This window comes from Naumannella huperziae (genome assembly GCF_054073625.1).
In genome coordinates this window covers 2,596,596-2,619,024 of record NZ_JBSXPH010000001.1, presented here as the reverse complement: position 1 = coordinate 2,619,024, position 22,429 = coordinate 2,596,596, and the positions used below count along the sequence as shown (strand labels likewise).

Here is a 22,429-nt window from a genome sequence, read left to right as displayed (position 1 = left end):
CAGCATGGCAGCCAGCAAGTCCGAGCGCATCCTGAACCTGACGATCTGCCTGTTGTCGACCCGCCGCTTCCTCACCCGCGAGCAGATCCGCACGGCGGTCGACGGCTACGCCGGGCAGTCCGACGCCTCCTTCGAGCGGACCTTCGAGCGCGACAAGGACGACCTGCGCGCGATGGGCGTACCGATCCAGACCGGGTCCAACGACGCCTACTTCACCGACGACGTCGGCTACCGGATCGACCCGCGCGACTTCGAGCTGCCGGCGGTCGAGCTGACCGCGGAGGAGGCCGCCGTCGTCGGCCTGGCCGCGCGGGCCTTCGACGCCGCCGGTCTGCGCTCGTCCAGCCAGGGCGCGCTGGCCAAGCTGCGTGCCGCCGGGGTGGACGTCGATCAGCCGAGCGCCGCCGGGGTCGCGCCGGCGGTGCCGGCCCGGGAGCCGGCCTTCGAGCCGCTGTGGCGGGCCGTGGTCGAACGGACCCGGGTCGCCTTCGACTACCCGGATCGGCGCACCGGCGCCCTCGCGACCCGCACGGTGGAGCCCTGGGGGATCACCTCGCGGCGGGGCGCCTGGTATCTGGTCGGCCATGATCGCGACCGCGCCGACCGGCGCGTGTTCAAGCTGTCCCGGATCCGCGGTCGGGTCCGCGTCACCTCGCGGCCCGAGGCCTTCGAGGTGCCTGCGGGCGCGGACACCAGGCGGGTCGGCATCACCGAGACGGGAACCGAACGCACCGCGCTGCTGGCGGTACGCCCCGGCCGGGCGCCGGCCTTGCGCCGGCGCGGCACGGCGCGCGGCGGTGCGGGCGACGGGCGCGAGACGCTGGCCGTCGGCTATCGCAACTCCGCCGATTTGGTCGCCGAGGTCGCGGGCCACGGCGCGGACGTGCTGGTCCTCGACCCGCCCGAGCTGCGCGAGCTGGTGGTCGCGCGGCTCCGGGAGACCGCCGGCGCGTCCGTGGAGGGTACGCCGTGACCGCCGTCGACCAGGTGGCCCGGCTGCTGGCCCTGACGCCCTATCTGCAGGCGCGGCCCAATGCCCCGCTGCCCGAGGTCGCCGCCCACTTCGGCGTCAGCCCGGCGCAACTGCGCGCGGACCTGGGCGTGCTCTACATGTGCGGGCTGCCGGGCCTGCTGCCCGGCGACCTGATCGAGATCGACATGGAGGCCGTCGACGGCCGCGGCGTGATCAATCTCAGCAATGCCGACTACCTGGCGCGGCCGATGCGGTTCACCCCGGCGGAGGTGGCGCCGCTGATCATCGGGCTGGACCTGGTCCGCGGGCTGGCCGGTCCGGGCGTGGTCGAGGCCGTCGACAGCGCCCTCGCCAAGCTGCGTGCCGTCGCCGGCGAATCCGCCGCCGGGGCCGAGCGGCTCAGCGTCGCCGTCGAGGGGGCGGACTCGCCCGTCCGCGCCACGCTGGCCGCGGCGATCGCCGCGGGCCGGCGGGTCGAGCTCACCTATGACGCCGACTCCCGCGCCGAGCGGACCACCCGCGAGGTCGACCCGGCCGAGCTGAGCACGCGCGACGGGTACGCCTACCTCGAGGCCTGGAGCCTGACCGACCCGCCCGGCTGGCGCAGCTTCCGGCTGGATCGGATCGTGGCGGCGCGCGAGCTCGGCGTACCCGTCGAGGACCATCCGGACCGCCCGCTCGCCACCCCGGACTGGGCCGGCGCGCTGGCCGGCGCCCGGCGGGTGCGGCTGCGGCTCAGCCCGCAGGCGCGCTGGGTGGCGGAGTACTACACGACCGAGGATGTCGTCGAGGGGGCCGACGGGGTGCTCGAGGTCAGTCTGCCGGTGCTGGACCCGGCCTGGTTGCGGCGCTTGTTGCTGCAGCGCGGGGCCGAGGTGACCGTGCTCGATCCGCCGGCCGCCGCCGCCGATGCCGCCCGCGCCGCGGCCGAGGCGTTGGCGGCCTATGCGGCGCTCGGTGCCGACCCGGCCGGACCCGCCGCCGGTGGGGACGGCCCCGCCGGACCCGTGGACGGCGCGGACGACTAGGGTTCGCTTCGATGTGGTGGGCGCTGTTGTTCGGTGTGATCGTGCTGATCTGGCTGGTCAGCGCGGGCTGGCTGCTGCTCCGGCTCTACCGCAAGTTCCGTGCCCTGCTCCGGTCCGCCGACCGGCTGACCCGGCAACTGGGGGAGGGCCTCGATCTGCTGGCGCGGGTCGGCGGGGAGTCCGCTGTCGCGCCGGACGCGGACGACGTAAAGTGGAACCGACCCGGGCCGGACCCACACGCCGCGCGTCCGGCCTGAACAGAATCGAGGTAACCAGACATGGCTCCACTGATCGGGACACCGAGCATCTGGACGCTGCTCATCATCCTGGCGATCGCGCTGCTGCTGTTCGGTGGCAGCCGGCTCGCCGGGATCGGTAAGAGCACCGGCCGGGCGATCAAGGAGTTCAAGGAGGAGACCCAGGGCGTCGGGTCGGGCTCGCAGACCACCACGAGCGCTCCCCAGACCCCGGGCGAGACCCAGCGAGCGGCCGACGACGTGACCGAGGCCGAGGTCGTCGAGCGGCCCCGCAGCACCGACCGCTGATCGACCCGCCGCCTCGCCGATGACCGCGACGGAGGCGACCGGCAAGCGCCGTCGCCTGTCCCTGAGTTGGCTCAAGCCGCCGCCCGTCCCACCGGACGGCAACATGACGCTGTTCGAGCACCTGAGGGAGTTGCGCTACCGGGTGGTCGTGGCCGTGATCATCGTCGTTCTCGGCGCCGCGGTCAGTGCGTTGTTCTACCAGCAGTTGCTCGGCCTGCTGCTGCTGCCCTACCAGCGGGCGACCGCGGCGCTCGCCATCAGCCATCCCGGGCTCGCCACCTCGGTGGTGACGAGCGGGGCGAGTGCGCCGCTGCTGCTGGCCATGAAGGTGTCGGCGCTGAGCGGGCTGGTGCTGACCTCGCCGCTGTGGCTCTACCAGGTCTGGGCGTTCATCGTCCCGGGCCTGCTCGCCAAGGAGAAGCGCTGGGCGATCTTGTTCCTCGCCCTCGCGACGCCGCTGTTCCTCGGTGGCATCCTGCTCGGCTACTTCATCATGCCGTTCGCCATCGCCGTGATGCTCGGCTTCACCCCCGAGGGCCAGGGCATCACCAACCTGTTGAACATCGAGGAGTTCCTCAGCTTCATGATGCGCACCATGCTGGTCTTCGGCTTCGCCTTCCTGGTGCCGCTGGTCCTGGTGATGCTGAACATCCTCGGCGTGGTCACCGGCGCGCAGCTCGGCAAGGCCCGCAACTACATCATCTTCGGCAGCTTCGTCGCGGCCGCGCTGATCACCCCGGGTGACCCGATCTCGATGATCGCGCTCGGGATTCCGTTGTCGATCCTGTTCGTGGCCGCGGAGGTCTTCGCGCGGCTGCGCGACCGGGGCCGGCGGCGCCGCGGCGAGCTCGTGGTGGCCGATTCGTGAGTCCCGAGCGCCGCGGGCTGACCCTTCTGGTCAACCCGTCGGCCGGCCGCGGCCGCGCCGGCCGCATCCTGCCCCAGGTCAGCGCCGCCCTGGTTCGGTCGCTGCCCGAGGTCGCGCTCTCCGTGGTCCGCGCCACCGACTTCGCCGAGGCCGATGCGGGCGCGCGTGCCTGCGTCGCGGCGGCCCGACCCGGTGACGCGCTGATCGTGATGGGCGGCGACGGGATGATGGGCCTCGGCATGGATGCCGTCGCCGGCACCGGCGTACCCCTCGGACTGATCCCGGCCGGCACGGGCAACGACATCTGCCGGGGCCTCGGCATCCCGACCCACCCGTTGGCCGCCGCCCGGCTGATCGCGCGGGGCCGGCCGCGACCCGTCGACGCCATCGCGGTCCGCGGCTCGCTCGCCCGCGGCGGCACCGAGCGGTTCGTCGGCAGCGTCGTCGCCAGCGGGTTCGACGCCCGGGTCAACCGCCGTGCCAATCACATCCGGCTGCCGATCGGCTCGCTGCGCTATGCGGCCTCGGCGCTGGCCGAGCTGGCCACCTTCGAGCCGTTGCACTACAAGATCACCATCGACGGGCGGTTGCGGGAGCTGCCGGCGATGTTCGTCGCGGTCGCCAACACCGCCTACTACGGCGGCGGGATGCAGATCGCGCCCGGCGCGGATCCCTCCGACGGCATGCTCGACGTCACCGTGATCCACCCGGTCAGCCGGTTCACGCTGCTCCGGCTGCTGCCGACCATGTACGGCGGTTCCTTCGTCCGCGATCCGTCGGTCGAGCGCTTCCGCACACCCGCCATCGACATCGACGGCGCCGGGCTGTACGCGATGGGCGACGGCGAGGAGCTCGGGCCGCCCCCGCTGTCGCTGCGCGCCGATCCGGGCGCGCTGCTCGTCTACGCGCCCTGAAGCTCAGGCCGGCTCGACCGGTACGCCGAGCCTGCCGCCCAGCGCCTGCGCGAACTTCTCCACGTTCTTCTTGTGGTTGAAGTTGATGAACTGGGTCGGCAGCGCCGAGGCGGACTCGATGCTCACCCGCGCACCGCGGGCATCGGGGACCACCTCGACCGTCAGGTTCTCGCCCCAGGAGGTCAGCCCGACACTCGTCGAACCACAGATCTGCGCCCCGTTCAACCGGGCCGGCTGGCCGGTCGCGTCGGCCACCGCATCGAAGGATGCGCGGTGCACCTGCTCCGGGGGCGCCGAGACGACGAAGGACTGGGAATGTCTGCGTGCCACGGTCGGAGTCTGGCACGGCACGGGGGCTACGGTGGGCGGCATGGCCCGGACCTCGACAGCACAGCGGTTCGCCGAGTCCTTCGATTTCGAGCTCGACGACTACCAGCGCGAGGCGATCGATCACATCGAGGCCGGTGCCGGCGTACTGGTCGCGGCGCCGACCGGTGCCGGCAAGACGGTGGCCGGAGAGTTCGCGGTCGAGCTGGCGCTGGAGCAGGGCCGCAAGGCGTTCTACACGACGCCGATCAAGGCCCTCAGCAACCAGAAGTTCCACGACCTGGTCCGCCGCCACGGCGCCGACCGGGTCGGCCTGCTGACCGGGGACTCCTCGATCAACGCCGACGCTCCGGTGGTGGTGATGACCACCGAGGTGTTGCGGAACATGATCTATGCCCGGTCGGCGGCGCTGGACAATCTCGGCTTTGTGGTGATGGACGAGGTGCACTATCTCGCCGACCGGTTCCGCGGCTCGGTCTGGGAGGAGGTGATCATCGGGCTCGCCGACTCGGTGCAACTGGTTGCGCTCTCGGCGACGGTGAGCAACGCCGAGGAGTTCGGTGACTGGCTCGACGAGGTACGCGGTGACATCCGGATCGTGGTCTCCGAGCGCCGCCCGGTGCCCCTGTACCAGCACGTGATGGTCGGCCGCGAGCTGCATGATCTTTTCGCCGACGAGGCGCCGACGGCCGCGGCGGAGCCCGTCGCCGCGGCCCGGCACGATGTCAATCCGGCGCTGGTGCGCTTCGCCAAGGAGGAGTCCAGGCTGGTCCGCGACGACGCCCGCCGGCCGCGGGGCAGGTCGGGACGCGGCAAGAGCGGGCGGCGCTCCGGTTACGGCGGGGGTGCGCACCGAGATCACCGGGCCAAGGTGCCGAAGCGGTTCCAGATCCCGCGCCGAGGGGATGTCGTCGAGGCGCTGCGCCGCGACAACCTGCTCCCGGCGATCGTCTTCATCTTCTCCCGGGCCGGCTGCGACGCTGCCGTCGGGCAGTTGCTGCACGACGGGGTCGACCTGACCACGCGCGCGGACAAGGCGCGGATCGCCGCGATCGCCGACCGGCACATCGCCGGCCTGTCCGAGGCCGATCTGGCCGCGCTCGGCTACGGCGAGTTCCGCGACGCCCTGTTGCGCGGCATCGCCGCCCACCACGCCGGGATGCTGCCGGCGCTCAAGGAGTGCGTCGAGGAGTGTTTCGTCGGCGGGCTGATCAAGGTCGTCTTCGCCACCGAGACGCTGGCGCTCGGCATCAACATGCCGGCCCGGAGCGTCGTGTTGGAGAAGCTGGTCAAGTTCAACGGCGAGAGCCACGTCGACATCACGCCGGGGGAGTACACCCAGCTCACGGGCCGCGCCGGTCGGCGCGGGATCGACACCGAGGGGCATGCGGTGGTGCTCTGGCAGCCGGGGTTCGACCCGCGGGCGGTGGCGGGCCTGGCGTCGCGGCGTACCTATCCGCTGCGATCGAGCTTCGCGCCGACCTACAACATGGCCGTCAACCTGGTCGGCGCCGTCGGCCGGGACCGGGCGCGCAGCCTGTTGGAGCAGAGCTTCGCGCAGTTCCAGTCCGACCGCTCGGTGGTCGGGCTCGCGCGCAGGGTGAGCCGCAACGAGGAGGCCGCGGCCGAGTTGTGGCAGCGCGCCGCCTGCGAGCGTGGCGACTTCGCCTCCTATGCCAGGTTGCGCGAGGAGATCTCCACGCTGGAGGCGCAGGCCGCGCGCAGTCGGCGCAGCGATCGGCGCGCGGAGGCCCAGGTCGCGCTGGAGGCGTTGCGGCCGGGCGACATCGTCTGGGTGCCGAGCGGGCGGCACGGCGGCTGGTCCGTGGTGATCGAACCGGGGGTCGGCGACGACCGCCAGGGGCCGCGCCCGCTCGTGCTGGGCCAGGACCGGCAGGTCCGCAGGCTCGGCCTGGCCGACTTCGCGGTGCCGGTGCAACCGGTCAGCCGGGTCCGCGTGCCGAAGCGGTTCTCCCCGCGCGACTCGCATTCCCGGCGCAGCCTGGGCGCGGCGATGGATGCCCGGCTGGCGGAGATCGACGCCACCCCCGAACGGTTCCGGCCCGGCGCGATGGACGCGGAGGTGGCCGCGCGGATCGAGGAGCTGCGCGCCGAGCTGCGCGCCCACCCGTGCCATGGCTGCCCCGACCGCGAGGCCCACGCCCGGTGGGCCGAACGCGCGCTGCGGCTGGAGGACGAGAACGCCAAGCTCCGGGGGCGGATGCAGACGCGGACCAACACGATCGCGACCCGCTTCGACCGGATCTGCCGGGTGCTGGAGTCGCACGGCTATCTCGACGGTGACGAGGTGACCCGGGAGGGCCGGATGCTGGCCCGGATCTACAACGAGCTGGACCTGGTCGCCGCCGAGGTGTTGCGCGCCGGCGTGCTGGACGATCTCGATCCCGCCCAGCTTGCCGCCGTGCTGTCCAGCCTGGTCTACGAGGCCCGGCGCAGCGACGATCGCCGTCCGGTCTGGCGCGTGGCCGACGCGGCGGCGCAGGCCGCCATTGACGAGGTGTGGCGGATTCATCGGCGCGTCTCGCTGGCGGAGCGGGATGCCCGACTGGAGCGCGGCCCCGATCCCGACGCCGGGTTCGCCGGCCCCGCGCATGCCTGGGCCTCGGGCGCCGGCCTGGCCAGCGTGCTCGGCGAATCCGGGCTGACCGCCGGCGACTTCGTCCGTTGGGTACGCCAGGTGATCGACTTCGCCGACCAGATCGGCAATGCGGCGGGGCAGCTCGGCAATACCGCGGTCCGCGACGCCGCGCGCCGGGCCGTCGGGGCCATGCGGCGCGGGGTGGTCGACTTCACCGCCGAGGACGTCGAGGCCGATGAGGGACTGGACGAGGACCTCGCCGACGAGGCGTTCGCGCCCCGGCGTACCGATCCCGGCCGGAGCTGAGCGCGCCAATCGCCTGACAGCCGCCTCCGGGCTGGGTAGGTTGCCGCCACACTGTGACACACATCACGTCTGGCCCGGGTGTGATCCGCCCGGGTCGAACCGGAGGAGACTCATGAAGATTCAACCAGGAAGCGCGGTGCTGGCCGCGACGGCGGCGATCGCGCTCGCCGCGGTCTCGGTGCCGCCCGCGACGGCGGCCCCGGGGGGCAACCCGAACAACCCGAAGAAGTTCACCAAGGCGGTCACCGCCGAGGCGGTGATGGGTCACCTGGAGCAGTTCCAGGCGATCGCCGACGCCAACGGCGGCAACCGGGCGGCCGGTACGTCCGGCTACGAGGAGTCCGCGCGCTATGTGGAGCGGACCCTGCAGGCGGCGGGCTATCAGACCTGGCGCCAGCCCTTCAGCTTCACCTACACCGAGACCACCACCTCGCTGGAGGAGGTGTCACCGACCGCGCGATCGATCGACCAGCGCCCGATGAGCTACGGGCCCGACACCCCGGTCGGCGGCATCACCGGCGAGCTGGTCCAGCCCGCCACCGTGACCGGATGCGATGCCTCGGAGTGGGGTGACACCGACGCCACCGGCAAGATCGCCCTGGTCAGCCGCGGCGCCTGTTCGTTCAGCCAGAAGTCGCTGGCGGCCGGCGAGGCGGGGGCGAGTGCGTTGATCATCTACAACAACGAGCCCGGGATGCTGAACGGCACGCTCAGCGCGCCGAACGAGGGGTACGTGCCGACCACCGGGATCACCCAGGACGACGGCCAGGCGCTCGCGGCCGAGGCGGCCGCCGGTCCCGTGGTCGTCACCTTCAACCTGCAGTCGCTCGTCGAGGAGCGCGAGACCTTCAACGTGTTGGCCGAGACAACGACCGGTCGCGACGACAATGTGGTGATGATCGGCTCGCATCTCGACGGCGCGCAGGAGGGGCCCGGGATGAGCGACAACGGCTCGGGCGCGGCCGCGAACCTCGAGACCGCGGTGCAGATGGCGAAGGTCAACAAGGTCAACAACAAGATCAGGTTCGCCTTCTGGGGCGCGGAGGAGCGCGGGCTGGTGGGCGCGCGCCACTATGTCAACGATCTGGTGGAGAACGACCCGCAGGCGCTCGGCGACATCGCGCTGTACCTGAACTACGACATGGTGGGTTCGCCCAACTACATCATCGGCGTCTATGACGCAGACCAGTCGACCTACCCGGCGCCCGTACCCGTGCCGGAGGGTTCGGCCGCCGTGGAGAAGGTGTTCACCGACTACTACGACAGCGTGGACCAGCCCTGGGTGGACACCGAGTTCTCGGGGCGGTCGGACTACCAGCCGTTCATCGACAACGGCGTACCGTCCTCGGGGCTGTTCACGGGCGCCGACGGCGTGAAGACGCCCGAGGAGGTCGAGCTGTTCGGTGGCACCGCGGGCCTCCTGTACGACCCGAACTATCACACCGCCGCCGACGACATCGACAACATCAACCCGGAGGCGATCGCGATCAACACCAAGGCCATGGCCCATGCGGCGATCGTCTTCGCCTACGACACCTCGATGGTCAACGGCGAGACCAGCCCCGGCAAGTCCGGCAAGATCAAGCCCGGCAACCAGGGCAAGGCGAAGAAGGTCGGCGCCCAGGCGGCTCCGCACCTCGCGGCATCCTGACCGGGGTTGACGGTTCGGCGGGGCCCGGTCGACCGACCGGGCCCCGCGCAGGTCCGCCGGGTTCGCCGGTCAGTGCGCGTCGGAGACCGTGGAGAAGTTGAAATCGGGTACGCGGACCGGCGGCGCGACGGCGTCGGCGAACCAGTCCTGCCACTCCCGGGGCAGCGCCGGCTCGGCGCGGCCGGCCTCGCTGATCCGGCCGAGCAGCGCGACGGGTGACTCGTTGAACCGGAAGTTGTTCACCATGCCGACCACCTCGCCGTTCTCGATCAGGTAGACGCCGTCGCGGGTCAGCCCGGTCAGCAGCAGGGTCTCCGGGTCCACCTCGCGGATGTACCACAGGCAGGTCAGCAACAGTCCGCGTTCGGTGCGGGCGATCATCGCCTCAAGATCATCGCTCCCGCCGGCGTCCATGATCAGGTTCTCGGTGGGGAAGGCGAACGGCCCGGCCGCCGCACCCTCACCGGCGGCCAGGGCGCGGTCCCGGGCCAGGGCGGTCAGGACGCCGTCGCGCAGCCACTCGACGCGGCCCACGGGCGCCCCGTTGTCGAAGATCGACTGCTCGGCGCCCGAGGTGGCGTGCACGATCGCGAACGGCGCGCGTTGCAGCCCCGGGTACGCGGGGTCGCTGACCAGCGATACCGGCAGCGCGGCCAGTCGCTCGCCCTCCCGGGTGCGCCCGTCCGCCGCGGCGAACACATTGCGCCCCTGCGCCGCATCGCGGGCCGACAGACTCCACGACAGGTAGATCATCAGGTCGGCGACGGCCGAGGGCGGCAGCACGGCCTCGTACCGGCCGGCGGGCAGGTCGATCCGGTTCGCCGACCAGCCGAGGCGCCTGATCAACTCCTGGTGCATCGCGGCGACATCGACATCGGCGAAGTCGCGAACGTGCCGGCCGGTCCAGGCCGACGCGATCATGTCCGGTTGCTTGGCATTGATCTCGATCCGCCCGGATCGTTGGACGTGCCGGCGCCGGGTGCCGGTGCTGGCGCCGAGCCAGGTCGTGGTGACCATCAGCTCGGCGAACCCGAACAGCAGATGATCACGTTCCGCGGCCCGGGCGAAGGCCGACGCCAGCGCCTCGGGTACGCCGTCCAGGGCCGCGGCATCGGTGAGCGGCGCCGGCTCGGCGAAGTCGGCGTCGCGCCCGCCGTCGACCAGCTCGGTCGCATCGTCGGCGGGCGCCCCGGCGAGCGCGGCGGCTCGCGCCCGGCCCAGCAGGTCGGCGCAGTCGGCCGCGGAGCCGACCGGACCGCTCGCCGAGCCGGCCGCCACTCCCCGGGTGCCGCTGACAAAGGCGTGGGCCGTGGCCAGCGATTCGTGCAGCACCCCGTTGGTGGTCAGCGCATTGTTCGCCCAACGCAGATTCACCTGGCCGATGTCTTCGACGATCAGCACGGCGTCGCCCTCGGCCCCCGCGAGGGCTTCCTCGACCCACTGCGCGGCGCTCATGCTGCACCACCCTCCGTCACGGTGTTCAGGACGTTCACCCCGCGGAACAGCGCGCTCGGCGAGCCGTGCGAGACGGGGGCAACCTGGCCGGGCTGGCCCTTGCCGCAGTTGGCGGCGCCCGCCAACAGCCAGGTCTGCGGGCCGCCGACCGCCTCCAGCGAGCGCCAGAACTCGGTGGTGGTCGCCTGGTACGCGACGTCGCGGAGCTGTCCGGCGAGGCGCCCGTTGCGGATCCGGAAGAAGCGCTGCCCGGTGAACTGGAAGTTGTAGCGCTGCATGTCGATCGACCACGAGTTGTCGCCGACCACATAGATCCCGTCGGAAACGCCGGCGATCAGCCCGGCGGTGTCGGGGCCGTCCGCTGCCGGCTGCAGCGAGACATTCGGCATCCGTTGCAGCGGGATGTGCCCGGGGGAGTCGGCATAGGCGCAGCCGTTGGATCGGGGCAGCCCGAGCAGGGGCGCCATCTGCCGGTTCAACTGGTAGCCGACCAGCGTGCCGTCGCGGATGATGTCGAACTCGGTTGCGGCGACCCCCTCGTCGTCCCAGCCGACGCTCGCCAGGCCGTGTTCGGTGGTGCGGTCCCCGGTCACGTTCATCACCGGCGAGCCGTAGCGCAGGGTGCCGAGCTGGTCCGGGGTGGCGAACGAGGTGCCCGCGTAGGCCGCCTCGTAGCCGAGCGCGCGGTCCAGCTCGGTCGCATGCGCGACGGACTCGTGGATGGTGAGCCACAGATTGGTCGGGTCGATCACCAGGTCGTAGCGACCCGGCTCGACGCTCGGGGCGACCGCATGTTCGGCAAGCAGTTCGGGCAGCTCGGCGATCTCCGCGTCGAAGTCCCACCCGTCGCCGAGCAGATACTCCCAGCCGCGGCCCGCCGGCGGCGCCAGGGTGCGCATGGTGGCGAAGCCATGATCACCGATCGTCGTCGCGGTGAACGACGGCACCGTGCGCACCCGGTGCTGGCGGGTGCGGGTCCCGGCCAGGTCGGCATAGAACTTCTCCTCCGACACCGCCAGCAACGAGGCGTCGGCATGATCGACACCGCGGCCGCCCAGCAGCGCCCCGGACAGTTCGACCAGCCGGTCGGTGATCAGGTCGTCGGAGACGTCCAACGGGTCGAGCCGGAAGGCGGAGCGCCAGCGGCCGTCGGGGTGGGCCGGCTCTGCTGCCAGCTCGACCGGAACGGACAGCGGCGCCGATGCGCGGGCGATGGCCACGGCCCGCTCGGCCACGCGGGCCGCCGCGCCGGTGTCCAGGCTGCTGTCCGCGGCGAAGCCCCAGGCCCCGTCCACGATCACCCGGACGCCGATCCCGGCGGTCACGGAATTCGTCGCGGATTCGGTACGCCCGTCGCGCAGTCGGCGGTGCAGGCTGCGCGAGCTCTCGATCCGCACGTCGGCATGCCGGGCGCCCAGCTCGGTGGCGCGCTGCAGCGCTGCGTCGGCGAGCGCGTCCACGGGGAGTTGATCAAGCGGCATCGGGCGAGCGTAGCGTCCCGGCCGGCGGCGCGCTCACTGCGGTCGCAGGCGCAGGCCCTGCATCCCGCCGTCGACCGCGAGGGCGGTCCCGGTGGTGGCGCCGGCGGCGGGGGAGGCCAGATAGGCGACGGCCTCCGCCACCTCGGGTGCGCTGACCAGGCGACCGGTCGGCTGGCGGGCGTCCAGGGCGGCCCGCTCGGCGGCCGGGTCGGCCGCGCTGTCCAGCAGGCGGCCGATCCACGGAGTGTCGACGGTGCCGGGATTGACACAGTTCACGCGGATTCCCTCGCGTACGTGGTCGGCGGCCATCGCCAGGGTGAGCGAGAGGACGGCTCCCTTCGACGCGCTGTAGAGGGCGCGTTGCGGCAACCCGGCCGTCGCCGCGATGGAACAGGTGTTGACGATCGCCGCGTGCTCGGAACGCCGAAGCCAGGGCAGGGCGGCTCGGCTGACCCGGGCCATGCCGAAGACGTTGACGTCGAAGACCCGTTGCCACTCGCTGTCGGGATTGTCCGCAACCGTGCCCTGGGCGCCGATGCCCGCGTTGTTGATCACGATGTCGAGGCCGCCGAGCTCGTTGCCCACCCGTTCGACCGCGGTACGGACCGAGCCATCGTCGGTGACATCGCAGGCCACGGCGAGGAAGCGCTCGTCGGCGCCGTCGGGGTTCACGTCGAGCACGGCCACACTCGCGCCGAGTGCCGCGAGCCGATCGGCGATCGCGGCGCCGATGCCCGACGCGCCGCCGGTGACCGCTGCCACCAGTCCGCGCAGGGGGCCCGGGGTGCTCGATTGGTTCATGATCATCCTCCGTCCCGGGCACGTGCGGTGCCGGTCTCGGTGCGAGCGGGTGTTGATAACAGTTTGGCAGTCATCGGCCGTCCCACGGCGGCGGGATCGCCGATCGTGTGCCACCATACATCTGATGTTTGTGCCGGGCATCGGGTGTACGCGCCGGAGCGTACCCCCGCATCCGGCAGGAGAGGTGGCACGACGTGGCTCTGATCAGCGACTTCGACGTGATCGACGTCCGCTTCCCCACCTCGCGGCTGCTCGACGGTTCCGATGCGATGAATCCGGACCCGGACTACTCGGCGGCCTACCTGCGGATCGGGCTGGACGACGGTGGCTCCGGCCACGGATTCGTCTTCACCATCGGGCGCGGCAATGACGTGGTGGCCGGTGCCATCGAGGCGCTGCGCGAGCGCTACCTGGGCCGCGATGCCGAACCGCTGCTGGCCGATCTCGGCGCCGCCTGGGCCGAGCTGGTGCACGATTCGCAGTTGCGCTGGCTGGGGCCGGAGAAGGGCGTCATGCACATGGCCATCGGGGCCGTGGTGAATGCCCTGTGGGATCTGCGCGCCAAACGCGAGGGCCTGCCGTTGTGGCAGCTACTGGCCCGGATGAGCCCCGAGGAGCTCGTCGGTCTGGTCGACTTCCGCTACCTGACCGACGCGCTGACCCCCGAGGAGGCGTTGCAACTGCTGCGTGACGCCGAGCCCGGACGGCGCGAGCGCGAGGCGGAGCTGCTGCGTGCGGGCTACCCCGGCTACACCACCACCCCGGGCTGGCTGGGCTACACCGATGACAAGATGCAGCGACTGTGCCGGGAGGCCGTCGAGGCCGGCTTCGACCTGATCAAGCTCAAGGTCGGTGCCGACCTCGACGACGACATCCGGCGGCTCGCCCTGGCCCGCGAGGCGGTCGGGCCCGGCATCGGCATCGCCGTCGACGCCAACCAGCGTTGGGGCGTGGACGAGGCGATCGACTGGATCCGGGCCTTGGCCAAGGTCGGCCCGCTGGCCTGGATCGAGGAGCCGACCAGTCCCGACGACGTGCTCGGCCACGCGACCATCGCCCGCGCGGTGGCCCCGACCCCGGTCGCGACCGGCGAGATGTGCCAGAGCCGGATCATGTTCAAGCAGTACCTGCAGGCCGGCGGGCTGCAGGTGCTCCAGCTCGACGCCGCCCGGGTCGCGGGCGTCAACGAGAACCTGGCCATCCTCCTGCTTGCCGCCAAGTTCGGCGTACCCGTGTGTCCGCACGCGGGAGGGGTCGGGCTGTGTGAGGCGGTCCAACACTTCTCGATGTTCGACCATGTCGCGCTGAGCGGCAGCCAGCAGGGGCGTCGGATCGAGTTCGTCGACCATCTGCACGAGCATTTCGTCACCCCCGTGGTGATCCGCGACGGCCGCTATCTCGCGCCGACGGACCCCGGCACCGGGGCGGAGATGCACGAGTCGAGCCTGCGCAATTTCGCCTACCCCGACGGCCCGCAGTGGCGCGCGGAGGACAGCCGTGTCCGGGCCGGCTGAGAGGCTGCCGGCGCTGCCCGCCTTCGGTCTCGGCGGCGCGGGCCTGGGCAATCTGTTCCGGGCCGTCACCGACGAGGCGGCCGAGTCGACCCTGCGTACCGCCTGGGACGGTGGGGTACGCCTGTTCGACACCGCGCCGCACTATGGGCTCGGCCTGTCCGAGCGGCGATTCGGGCGCGTGCTCGGCGAGCACTCCCGCTCCGAGTACCTGCTGTCCACCAAGGTCGGTCGGCTGCTCGACCCCGTCGACGGTCCGGTCGGCGACGACCTGGCCAACGGCTTCGACGTGCCGGCCAGCCGGGTGCGCCGCTGGGACGCCAGCCGCGACGGCATCTGCCGGTCGCTCGATGCCTCCCGGGAGCGGCTGGGCATCGACGAGATCGACCTCGCCTTCCTGCACGACCCCGACGAGAACGACGAGGCCGACGGGCTGCGCGTCGGGCTGCCGGCACTGGCCGGCATCCGCGAGGACGGCGAGGTGCGCGCCGTCGGCGTGGGTTCGAAGAGCACCCGGACGCTGATCGACTTCGTCGCCGCGGGCGATCTGGACGTGATCATGATGTCCGGTCGCTACACGCTGCTGGAACAACCGGCGGCCGAGGAGCTGTTGCCGCTGTGCCTGAGCCGCGGCGTCGCGGTGATCGCCGTGAGCGTGTACAACTCGGGGCTGTTGGCGAGCCCGCGGGTGCCCGAGGATGCGCCCTACGAGTACGGTGCCGCGCCGCGCGAGCTGATCGAGCGCGCCCGCCGGATCGCCGAGGTCTGTGAGCGGCACGGCACGGACCTGCCGACCGCGGCTCTGCACTTCCCGCTGCGCCACCCGGCGATCGGCAGCGTCATCGTCGGCGCGGCGAGCCCCGAACAGGCCCGCAGCAATGTCGACCGGATGGCCGCGACCGTGCCGGATGAGCTGTGGCCCGAGCTGGTCGCCGCGGGGCTGTTGCGGGCCGAGCTGGCGGGTGCTCGATGACGACCGCGAACGCGCCGGCCGGCGAGGTGATCGACGCCCACCTGCACCTGTGGGACCCGCGCGGCGGGGGGTACGCCTGGCTGGGCGGGGCGCCGGAAGAGCTGCGCGGGCCGATCGGCGCGGACCGGGCCCGGGCCGAGCTGGACACCGTCGGTGTCGCGTCGGCGATCCTGGTGCAGGCCGACGACACCCTGGCCGATACCGACTTCCTCCTCGGCCAGCGCGCCGCCCAGCACTGGATCGTCGGCGTCGTCGGCTGGCTGCCGATCGACGACGAGGCCCGGACGGCGCAGTACCTCGAGACCTACGCCGGCCGGCTGGTCGGCGTCCGGCAGTTGATCCACGACGACCCGCGCGCCGGCCTGCTGGATGCGCCCGAGGTCCGCTCGGCCCTGCGCCGGATCGCCGGTGCCGGCCTGCCCCTCGACGTGCCGGACGCCTTTCCGCGTGATCTCGCCTCCGCCGCCCGGCTGGCCGCCGACCTGCCCGAGCTGACCGTCGTGATCGACCACCTCGGCAAGCCGCCGCTGGCCGCCGGGCCGGGCAGCGACGACTTCGCGACCTGGGCGCGCGAGATGCGCGCGGTCGCGGCCGCGCCCCGGGCCGTGGCAAAGCTGTCCGGGCTGCGCATCCCGGGAGCCCGCTACGACGTGGCCACCCTGCGGCCGGCGATCGAGATCGCCCTCGATGCATTCGGTCCGGACCGGCTGATGTATGGCGGCGACTGGCCGATGAGCCTGCCGGCCGGCGGCTACCTCCCGACCTGGCAGGTGCTCGCCGAGCTGATCGGCGAGCTGTCGGTGACCGAACAGGCCGCGATCTGGGCCGGGACGGCCCGGCGTACCTATCGCGGGATCGGTGACCGAGATGAGTGACGGAACGCTGCTGCGGGTACGCGGGATCGGCAAGTCCTTCCCGGGCGTGCGGGCACTGCACGATGTCGACCTGGCACTCGACCACGGTGAGGTGCTCGGCCTGGTCGGGGAGAACGGCGCCGGCAAGTCGACGCTGATGAAGCTGCTCGCCGGTACCTACGCCCCGGACTCGGGCACATCGAGGTCGACGGCCGACCGGTGCGGATCGCCGGTCCGCGGCATGCGCGCGATCTCGGGATCAGCATCATCCACCAGGAATTCAACCTGATGCCCGACCTGACGGTCGCCCAGAACATCTTCATCGGCCGCGAACCGCGGGTGGCCGGCTGGCTCAGCGAGTCGGCGCTCAATCGGCGGGCCGGCGAGCTGCTCGAGCGGTTGGGCATCCGGCTCGAGCCGCGCGCCCGGGTGCGCGATCTCAGCGTCGCCGGGCAACAGATGACCGAGATCGCCAAGGCGCTGTCGGTGGATGCCCGGGTGCTGATCCTGGACGAGCCGACGGCCGCGCTGAACGACGCCGAGGTCGACGCGTTGTTGACCATCATCGGCGACTTCGTCGGGCCGCGCACCGGGGCGATCTACATCTCGCACCGGATGGAGGAGTTGCAGCGGATCACCGACCGGATCACGGTGCTGCGCGACGGCGGCCTGGTCGGCTCGGTCCCGACGGCGGGCACGCGGCTGGACGATGTGATCACGATGATGGTGGGCCGCGAGCTCGACCTGGCCCCGCGCGAGCCCGAACCGGTACGGACCGGTACGCCGGCGCTGGAGCTGGTGAACGTGAGCACCCGCCACATCCGCGACGTCAGCCTCGCGGTGCGGCCGGGGGAGATCGTCGCCCTGGCCGGGTTGATGGGCGCCGGCCGCACCGAGGTCGCGCGAGCGATCGTCGGCGTCGACAAGATCACCGCCGGCGGCCTACTGCGCTCCGGCCGCCCCGTCCGGATCCCCGATCCCGCGGCGGCCGCGCGGCTCGGGGTGGGCTACCTGTCGGAGGACCGCAAGCGCTACGGCCTGTTGCTGGAGAGCAGCGTCACCGCCAACATCGACATCGGTTCGTTGCCGCGGATGAGCCGCCTCGGCTGGGTCCGGGACAAGCTGGCGGCCGCGGCCGCCGCCGACTGGGTCGAGCGGCTGCGAGTGCGTACCCCGTCGGTACGCCAGATCGTCCGCAACCTGTCGGGCGGCAACCAGCAGAAGGTGATCATCGCCCGCTGGCTGCTCAAGGACTCCGATGTGTTGATCTTCGACGAGCCGACCCGGGGCATCGACGTCGGCGCCAAGGAGGAGATCCACCGGCTGCTCGACGAGCTGGCCCGGCAGGGCAAGGCGATCCTGGTGATCTCCTCGGAGTTGCCCGAGGTGTTGCGGCTCGCCCACCGCGTCGTGGTGATGGCCCAGGGCCGGGTGGCCGGAGAGCTCGGCCAGGCCGAGGCGGACCAGGAGCAGATCATGAGACTGGCGACGCGCAGCGAGGCGGAGCTCCTCGCCGACACCACGGAGGTGACCCAGTGACGACAACGCAGTCGACGACGGCGAACGAGCCGCCGAAGGTGGCCCGCGGCCCGGGTGGGTGGCGATCCTCGGTGCAGCAGTTGCTGGCCTTCGCCAGTCTGCTGATCCTGGTGATCTTCTTCGCGGTGGCCAGCCCCCAGTTCCTCAGCCTGGGCAATCTCAGCGGCATCTTGTTGTCCGCCGCCGTGACCGGCCTGCTGGCGCTCGGCACCACCTTCGTGATCATCTCCGCCGGGATCGACCTGTCGATCGGCACCGGGATGACGCTGTGCTCGGTGATGACCGGCGTCCTGCTCACCTATCTCGGCCTGCCGCTGCTGGTCGGCGTGCTCGGCGGGATCGCGGCCGGCGTACTGATGGGACTGATCAATGGTGTGATCATCTCGCTGCTCCGGGTCCCGCCGTTCATCGCCACGCTCGCGATGATGATGGTCGCCCAGGGGCTCGCCCTGGTGATCTCCGGCACCCAGCCGATCTACTTCACCCGCACCCCGGACTTCTACCGGATCGCGATGGGCGAGGTGATCCCCAATCTGCCCAATGCGGTGCTGATCTTCTTCGCCGCGGCCCTGCTGGCCCATCTGGTGCTGAGCCGTACCGTCTTCGGTCGCTATGTGTACGCGATCGGCTCGAACGAGGACGCCACCGCATTGTCCGGTATCAACACCCGGCTGTGGAAGATCGCGATCTATGCCTTCGCCGGGGGCTTCACCGGACTGGCCGGGGTGGTGATGGCGTCGAGGCTCTCGTCCGCGCAGCCGGGACTCGGAATGGGCTACGAGCTGGAGGCGATCGCCGCGGTGATCATCGGTGGGACCTCGCTGCAGGGCGGCAAGGGCTCGGTGATCGGCACCGTGATCGGCGCGCTGATCATGGCCGTGCTGACCAACGGCCTGCGGATCATGGCCATTCCCCAGGAATGGCAGCGCGTCGCCGTCGGCATCGTCATCTTGCTGGCGGTCTATCTCGACATGCTCCGTCGTCGGCGGGCCGGCGACGCGTGAGCCAACCAGCAAGCGGAGCACTCGACCAATCGCAGCACTCGACCAATCGCAGCACTCGACCAATCGCAGCACTCGAAGAGGAGTCAGGAGAGAATCATGGGACGAATGGCAGGACGAGGCCGGACGACACTGCTGGCCGCGGCGGCGGCCGTGGTGGCGCTGGGCCTGGCGGCGTGCAATGGCCAGAGCGCGGCGCCCGGCGGGCAGGCCGGGGGTGAGCAGCCCTATGTCGCGATCGTGTCGAAGGGTTTCCAGCACCAGTTCTGGCAGGCCGTGAAGTCGGGTGCCGAGGAGCAGGCCACCAAGGAGGGCGTCCGGATCACCTTCGAGGGCCCGGACACCGAGACCAATGTCGCCCAGCAGGTCGACCAGCTCAATGCGGCGATGGCCAACAATCCGCAGGCGCTCGCCGTCGCGGCGCTCGACAGCCAGGCGGCGGCGCCGCTGCTGCAGCAGGCCCAGGACCGCAAGATCCCGGTGGTCGCCTTCGACTCCGGAGTCGACTCGGAGATCCCCGTCAGCACCGTCGCCACCGACAACTCGGCGGCGGCCGCGGCCGCGGCGGAGAACATGGCCGGGCTGATCGGCGGCAAGGGCAAGGTCGCCGTCATCGCGCACGACCAGACCTCGACCAGCGGACGCGACCGGCGCGACGGGTTCGTCGAGTGGATGAAGCAGAATGCGCCGGACGTGGAGATCGTCGACATCCAGTACGGCGGCGGTGATCAGTTGAAGTCGACCGACCTGGCGAAGGCGATCATCAGCGCCAACCCGGACCTGAAGGGCATCTACGGCACCAACGAGGGCTCGGCGATCGGCGTCGTGAACGCCGTCAAGGAGACCGGCGTGAGCGGCCTGACGGTCGTCGGATTCGATTCCGGCAAGGCCCAGACGGATGCGATCCGCAGCGGCGTGATGGCCGGTGCGGTGACCCAGAATCCGGTCGGGATCGGCCAGAAGACGGTCGAGATCGCGGCGAAGGCGATCCGCGGTGAGGCCGTCGAACCGTTCGTCGACACCGGGTTCTACTGGTACGACAAGAACAACATCGACGATCCGGAGATCGCGGCCAATCTCTACGAGTGAGCCCGGCTCTACGGGTGGATCCGACCGATCCGGCGGCGGGCGGGGCTCACTCCCCGTCGCCGGACGGCTCGGCCACCGCGCCGGATTCGTCGAGCACGGCGCGCCGGATCCAGTTCTCCACCCCACCGATGTGCACGATCATCGCCGACTCGGCGAGCCGCGGGTCGCCGATCGCGAGGGCATCGACGATGCTGCGGTGCTCGTTCAGCGTCCGCTCGACCGACCGCTTCTGGGTGATCCCGCGCCACAACCGGGCCCGCACGGTCGAGGACGCCAGACCATCGAGCAGGCCGGTCAGGTAGCCGTTGCCGCCGACCTCCGCGATCAGGTGATGGAACGCCATGTCGTGGCCCACCACGTCCTCGACATCGTCGGGGTCCACGTCGTCGACATTGGCCCGCAGTTCGGCAACCTGCGCCTCGGTGATCCGGGGCGCCGCCAGCGCGGCCGCCGACGCCTCCAGCACCCGGCGTACCGCCATCAGATCGAGGATCGACGAATCGCGCTGCAACTCGACCATGAACGAGACCGCATCGCGCAGCATCGCGGGCTGCAGGCTGGTCACATAGGTGCCGTCACCGCGTCGCACGCTCAACACGTTGATCATCTCGAGCGCCTTCACCGCCTCGCGCAGCGAACCGCGCGACAGCCCCAACTGTTCGCTCAGCTCCTTCTCCGGAGGCAGGCGATCACCGGAGCCGAGCTCGCCGGAAGCGATCATCTGCCTGATCTTCGCGACGGCCTCATCGGTCAGACTCATGCGCGCAGTGTAGGCCGACGTAGACTCACGTCCATGGCGTTGGCTCTTCGCGTGATCGCGTGTCTCGACGTCCACGACGGCCGGGTGGTCAAGGGCGTGAACTTCGCGAACCTGGCCGACGCGGGGGATCCGGTGGACCTGGCCGCCGGCTACGGGGCCGCGGGCGCGGACGAGATCGTCTTCCTCGACATCTCGGCCTCCGCGCAGGAGCGGGCGACCACCCGCGAGACGGTGCGGGCGACCGCCGAGCGGGTCTTCATCCCGCTCACGGTCGGTGGCGGCGTGCGCAGCGTCGACGATGTCGATCAGTTGTTGCGCAGCGGTGCCGACAAGGTGGGCATCAACACCGCCGCGCTGGCGCGGCCCGACCTGATCGGCGAGGTCGGCCAGCGATTCGGTGATCAGGTGCTGGTGTTGTCGGTCGACGCTCGGCGCGAGCCCGGTCAGCCGTCGGGATTCGGTGTGACCACCCACGGCGGGCGGCGGTCCGCGGGCAGGGATGCGATCGCCTGGGCGCGTGAGGCCGCGGAACGCGGCGCGGGGGAGATCTTGTTGAACTCGATGGACGCCGATGGCACCACCGACGGCTTCGACACCGAGCTGATCGCGGCCGTCCGCGAGGTGGTGGACATTCCGGTGATCGCCTCCGGCGGTGCCGGCCGGGTCGAGGACTTCGTCGCGGCGGCACGGGCCGGCGCCGACGCCGTGCTGGCCGCGAGCGTCTTCCACTACGGGGTTCTCTCGATCGACGAGGTGAAGCGCGCGCTGGCCGACGCCGGGGTCGAGGTGCGGATCGGGAGCAAGGCATGAGGGCCTGGCTGCCGTATGCCTCGATCGAGGAGGCCGAGCGGCTGGCCGGACCGCTGCCCGACGGGGTCGAGATCGACCTCTTCCGCGGGCCCGCCCGCGGCTGGCCGGACAGCATCGGCGACGTCGAGTTCTACGTGCTGCCCTACATGTTGGGCACGACGGCGCTCGACCGGGTCGGCGAGATGGCGTCGCTGCGCGTGGTGCAGGCCCAGACCGCGGGTTATGAGAACATCGCGCCCCTGATTCCCGAGGGTGTCACCTTGTGCAATGCGGCCGGGGTGCACGACACGGCGACCGCCGAGCTGGCCATCGCGCTGGCTCTGGCCAGCGGGCGGCGGATCGGTGAGTACGCCCGGGACCAGGCGAGCGGGACCTGGGATCCGCAGTGGGGCCGCTCGATCGCCGATCAGCGGATCCTGATCGTCGGCCACGGTCGCATCGGCAAGGCGATCGAGGCCCGGCTCGCCGGGTTCGAGACCGCGTCGATCACCCGGGTGGCCAGCCGCGCGCGCCCGGGCGTACACGGTGTCGACGAGCTGGACGAGCTGTTGCCCGACGCCGATGTGGTGTTCCTGATCGCCCCGCACACCCCGCAGACCGATCGGCTCTTCGACGCCGCCCGGCTGGCCCGGATGCCCGACGGGGCCCTGCTGGTGAATGTCTCACGCGGGCCGCTGGTCGACACCGCGGCCCTGGCGGCAGAGACCGCATCGGGGCGGCTGCGGGCCGCGCTCGATGTCGTCGATCCCGAGCCGCTGCCGAGCGAGCACCCGCTGTGGCGTACCGATGGCGTGCTGCTCACCCCTCACGTCGGCGGGGCCGCGTCATCGTTCCCGCCCCGGATCGGGCGGCTGATCGGTACCCAGTTGCGTGCCTTCGCCGCCGGCGAGCCGCTGCTCAATGTCGTGAACTGACTCCTGCGTCGTGAACTGACTCCCGCGGGT

Annotated in this window: 20 protein-coding genes and 2 pseudogenes; 17 read left to right on the top strand and 5 right to left on the bottom strand. The window is 71.5% G+C overall.

What is annotated here, in order from left to right:
- Window positions 1-4 precede the first annotated feature (4 nt).
- From ACXDC7_RS12415 to ACXDC7_RS12390, 6 genes are read left to right on the top strand one after another with little or no spacing between them, the layout of a single operon-like run.
- Window positions 5-973: a helix-turn-helix transcriptional regulator gene (locus ACXDC7_RS12415; protein WP_179446096.1), complete on the top strand. Its 969-nt coding sequence runs from the start codon at window positions 5-7 to the stop codon at window positions 971-973.
- A complete protein-coding gene (locus ACXDC7_RS12410; protein ID WP_459222329.1) occupies window positions 970-2,001 on the top strand; it encodes a helix-turn-helix transcriptional regulator in 1,032 nt (343 codons plus the stop codon). The genes ACXDC7_RS12415 and ACXDC7_RS12410 overlap by 4 nt, the downstream gene beginning before the upstream one ends.
- Before the next feature lie 11 nt (window positions 2,002-2,012).
- A complete protein-coding gene (locus tag ACXDC7_RS12405; protein WP_179446098.1) occupies window positions 2,013-2,258 on the top strand; it encodes a hypothetical protein in 246 nt (81 codons plus the stop codon).
- 21 nt (window positions 2,259-2,279) lie between these two features.
- Entirely contained in the window at window positions 2,280-2,546 is a 267-nt protein-coding gene (gene tatA / locus ACXDC7_RS12400; RefSeq protein ID WP_179446099.1) for a twin-arginine translocase TatA/TatE family subunit, read from the top strand.
- Window positions 2,547-2,565: 19 nt separating this feature from the next.
- Entirely contained in the window at window positions 2,566-3,414 is an 849-nt protein-coding gene (tatC, locus tag ACXDC7_RS12395; protein WP_459222328.1) for a twin-arginine translocase subunit TatC, read from the top strand.
- Window positions 3,411-4,328 carry a diacylglycerol/lipid kinase family protein gene (locus ACXDC7_RS12390; RefSeq protein WP_459222327.1) on the top strand — a complete coding sequence of 306 codons (918 nt, stop codon included), beginning with the start codon at window positions 3,411-3,413 and terminating at the stop codon, window positions 4,326-4,328. Before tatC ends, ACXDC7_RS12390 begins: the two co-directional genes overlap by 4 nt.
- A 3-nt stretch (window positions 4,329-4,331) precedes the next feature.
- On the opposite strand, the gene ACXDC7_RS12385 is transcribed toward ACXDC7_RS12390, so the two are convergent.
- Window positions 4,332-4,658 carry a hypothetical protein gene (locus ACXDC7_RS12385; RefSeq protein WP_459222326.1) on the bottom strand — a complete coding sequence of 109 codons (327 nt, stop codon included), beginning with the start codon at window positions 4,656-4,658 and terminating at the stop codon, window positions 4,332-4,334.
- Between the two features lie 40 nt (window positions 4,659-4,698).
- Here ACXDC7_RS12385 and ACXDC7_RS12380 point away from each other — a divergent pair.
- Window positions 4,699-7,479, top strand: a pseudogene (locus tag ACXDC7_RS12380) (DEAD/DEAH box helicase); the annotation flags it as partial.
- 193 nt (window positions 7,480-7,672) lie between these two features.
- Window positions 7,673-9,211, top strand: a complete 1,539-nt coding sequence (locus tag ACXDC7_RS12375; RefSeq protein WP_179446105.1) for a M20/M25/M40 family metallo-hydrolase — start codon at window positions 7,673-7,675, stop codon at window positions 9,209-9,211.
- Between the two features lie 69 nt (window positions 9,212-9,280).
- Here the strand turns inward: ACXDC7_RS12375 and ACXDC7_RS12370 are convergent, their stop codons facing one another.
- From ACXDC7_RS12370 to ACXDC7_RS12360, 3 genes are read right to left on the bottom strand one after another with little or no spacing between them, the layout of a single operon-like run.
- Window positions 9,281-10,666, bottom strand: a complete 1,386-nt coding sequence (locus tag ACXDC7_RS12370; RefSeq protein WP_459222325.1) for a metallopeptidase TldD-related protein — start codon at window positions 10,664-10,666, stop codon at window positions 9,281-9,283.
- On the bottom strand, window positions 10,663-12,147 hold the full coding sequence (locus tag ACXDC7_RS12365; RefSeq protein WP_179446107.1) for a TldD/PmbA family protein: 1,485 nt from the start codon (window positions 12,145-12,147) through the stop codon (window positions 10,663-10,665). Before ACXDC7_RS12365 ends, ACXDC7_RS12370 begins: the two co-directional genes overlap by 4 nt.
- A gap of 33 nt (window positions 12,148-12,180) precedes the next feature.
- Window positions 12,181-12,948, bottom strand: coding sequence for an SDR family NAD(P)-dependent oxidoreductase (locus ACXDC7_RS12360; RefSeq protein ID WP_459222324.1), 768 nt, complete (start codon window positions 12,946-12,948; stop codon window positions 12,181-12,183).
- A gap of 194 nt (window positions 12,949-13,142) precedes the next feature.
- On the opposite strand from ACXDC7_RS12360, the gene ACXDC7_RS12355 reads away from it, so the two are divergent.
- The 7 genes and pseudogenes from ACXDC7_RS12355 (at window position 13,143) to ACXDC7_RS12325 (ending at window position 19,915) form a co-directional block, all read left to right on the top strand.
- Window positions 13,143-14,462, top strand: coding sequence for an enolase C-terminal domain-like protein (locus tag ACXDC7_RS12355; protein WP_459222323.1), 1,320 nt, complete (start codon window positions 13,143-13,145; stop codon window positions 14,460-14,462).
- Window positions 14,446-15,432, top strand: coding sequence for an aldo/keto reductase (locus ACXDC7_RS12350; RefSeq protein ID WP_459222322.1), 987 nt, complete (start codon window positions 14,446-14,448; stop codon window positions 15,430-15,432). The genes ACXDC7_RS12355 and ACXDC7_RS12350 overlap by 17 nt, the downstream gene beginning before the upstream one ends.
- Entirely contained in the window at window positions 15,429-16,307 is an 879-nt protein-coding gene (locus ACXDC7_RS12345) for an amidohydrolase family protein (protein ID WP_459222321.1), read from the top strand. The genes ACXDC7_RS12350 and ACXDC7_RS12345 overlap by 4 nt, the downstream gene beginning before the upstream one ends.
- Window positions 16,300-16,751: pseudogene (locus ACXDC7_RS12340) on the top strand (ATP-binding cassette domain-containing protein); the annotation flags it as partial. The gene ACXDC7_RS12345 and the pseudogene ACXDC7_RS12340, both read left to right, overlap by 8 nt.
- Complete coding sequence (locus ACXDC7_RS12335) at window positions 16,746-17,825, top strand: sugar ABC transporter ATP-binding protein (RefSeq protein WP_459222834.1); 1,080 nt, start codon at window positions 16,746-16,748, stop codon at window positions 17,823-17,825. The pseudogene ACXDC7_RS12340 and the gene ACXDC7_RS12335, both read left to right, overlap by 6 nt.
- Window positions 17,822-18,829, top strand: a complete 1,008-nt coding sequence (locus ACXDC7_RS12330; RefSeq protein ID WP_459222320.1) for an ABC transporter permease — start codon at window positions 17,822-17,824, stop codon at window positions 18,827-18,829. Before ACXDC7_RS12335 ends, ACXDC7_RS12330 begins: the two co-directional genes overlap by 4 nt.
- A gap of 96 nt (window positions 18,830-18,925) precedes the next feature.
- Window positions 18,926-19,915, top strand: a complete 990-nt coding sequence (locus ACXDC7_RS12325; protein ID WP_218843891.1) for an ABC transporter substrate-binding protein — start codon at window positions 18,926-18,928, stop codon at window positions 19,913-19,915.
- Between the two features lie 46 nt (window positions 19,916-19,961).
- Here the strand turns inward: ACXDC7_RS12325 and ACXDC7_RS12320 are convergent, their stop codons facing one another.
- Window positions 19,962-20,675 carry a FadR/GntR family transcriptional regulator gene (locus tag ACXDC7_RS12320; protein ID WP_179446112.1) on the bottom strand — a complete coding sequence of 238 codons (714 nt, stop codon included), beginning with the start codon at window positions 20,673-20,675 and terminating at the stop codon, window positions 19,962-19,964.
- A gap of 33 nt (window positions 20,676-20,708) precedes the next feature.
- Here ACXDC7_RS12320 and hisF point away from each other — a divergent pair, with 33 nt between their 5' ends.
- Both hisF and ACXDC7_RS12310 read left to right on the top strand, forming a co-directional pair.
- On the top strand, window positions 20,709-21,485 hold the full coding sequence (hisF, locus tag ACXDC7_RS12315; protein ID WP_179446113.1) for an imidazole glycerol phosphate synthase subunit HisF: 777 nt from the start codon (window positions 20,709-20,711) through the stop codon (window positions 21,483-21,485).
- Window positions 21,482-22,399 carry a 2-hydroxyacid dehydrogenase gene (locus ACXDC7_RS12310; protein ID WP_459222319.1) on the top strand — a complete coding sequence of 306 codons (918 nt, stop codon included), beginning with the start codon at window positions 21,482-21,484 and terminating at the stop codon, window positions 22,397-22,399. Before hisF ends, ACXDC7_RS12310 begins: the two co-directional genes overlap by 4 nt.
- Window positions 22,400-22,429 lie beyond the last annotated feature (30 nt).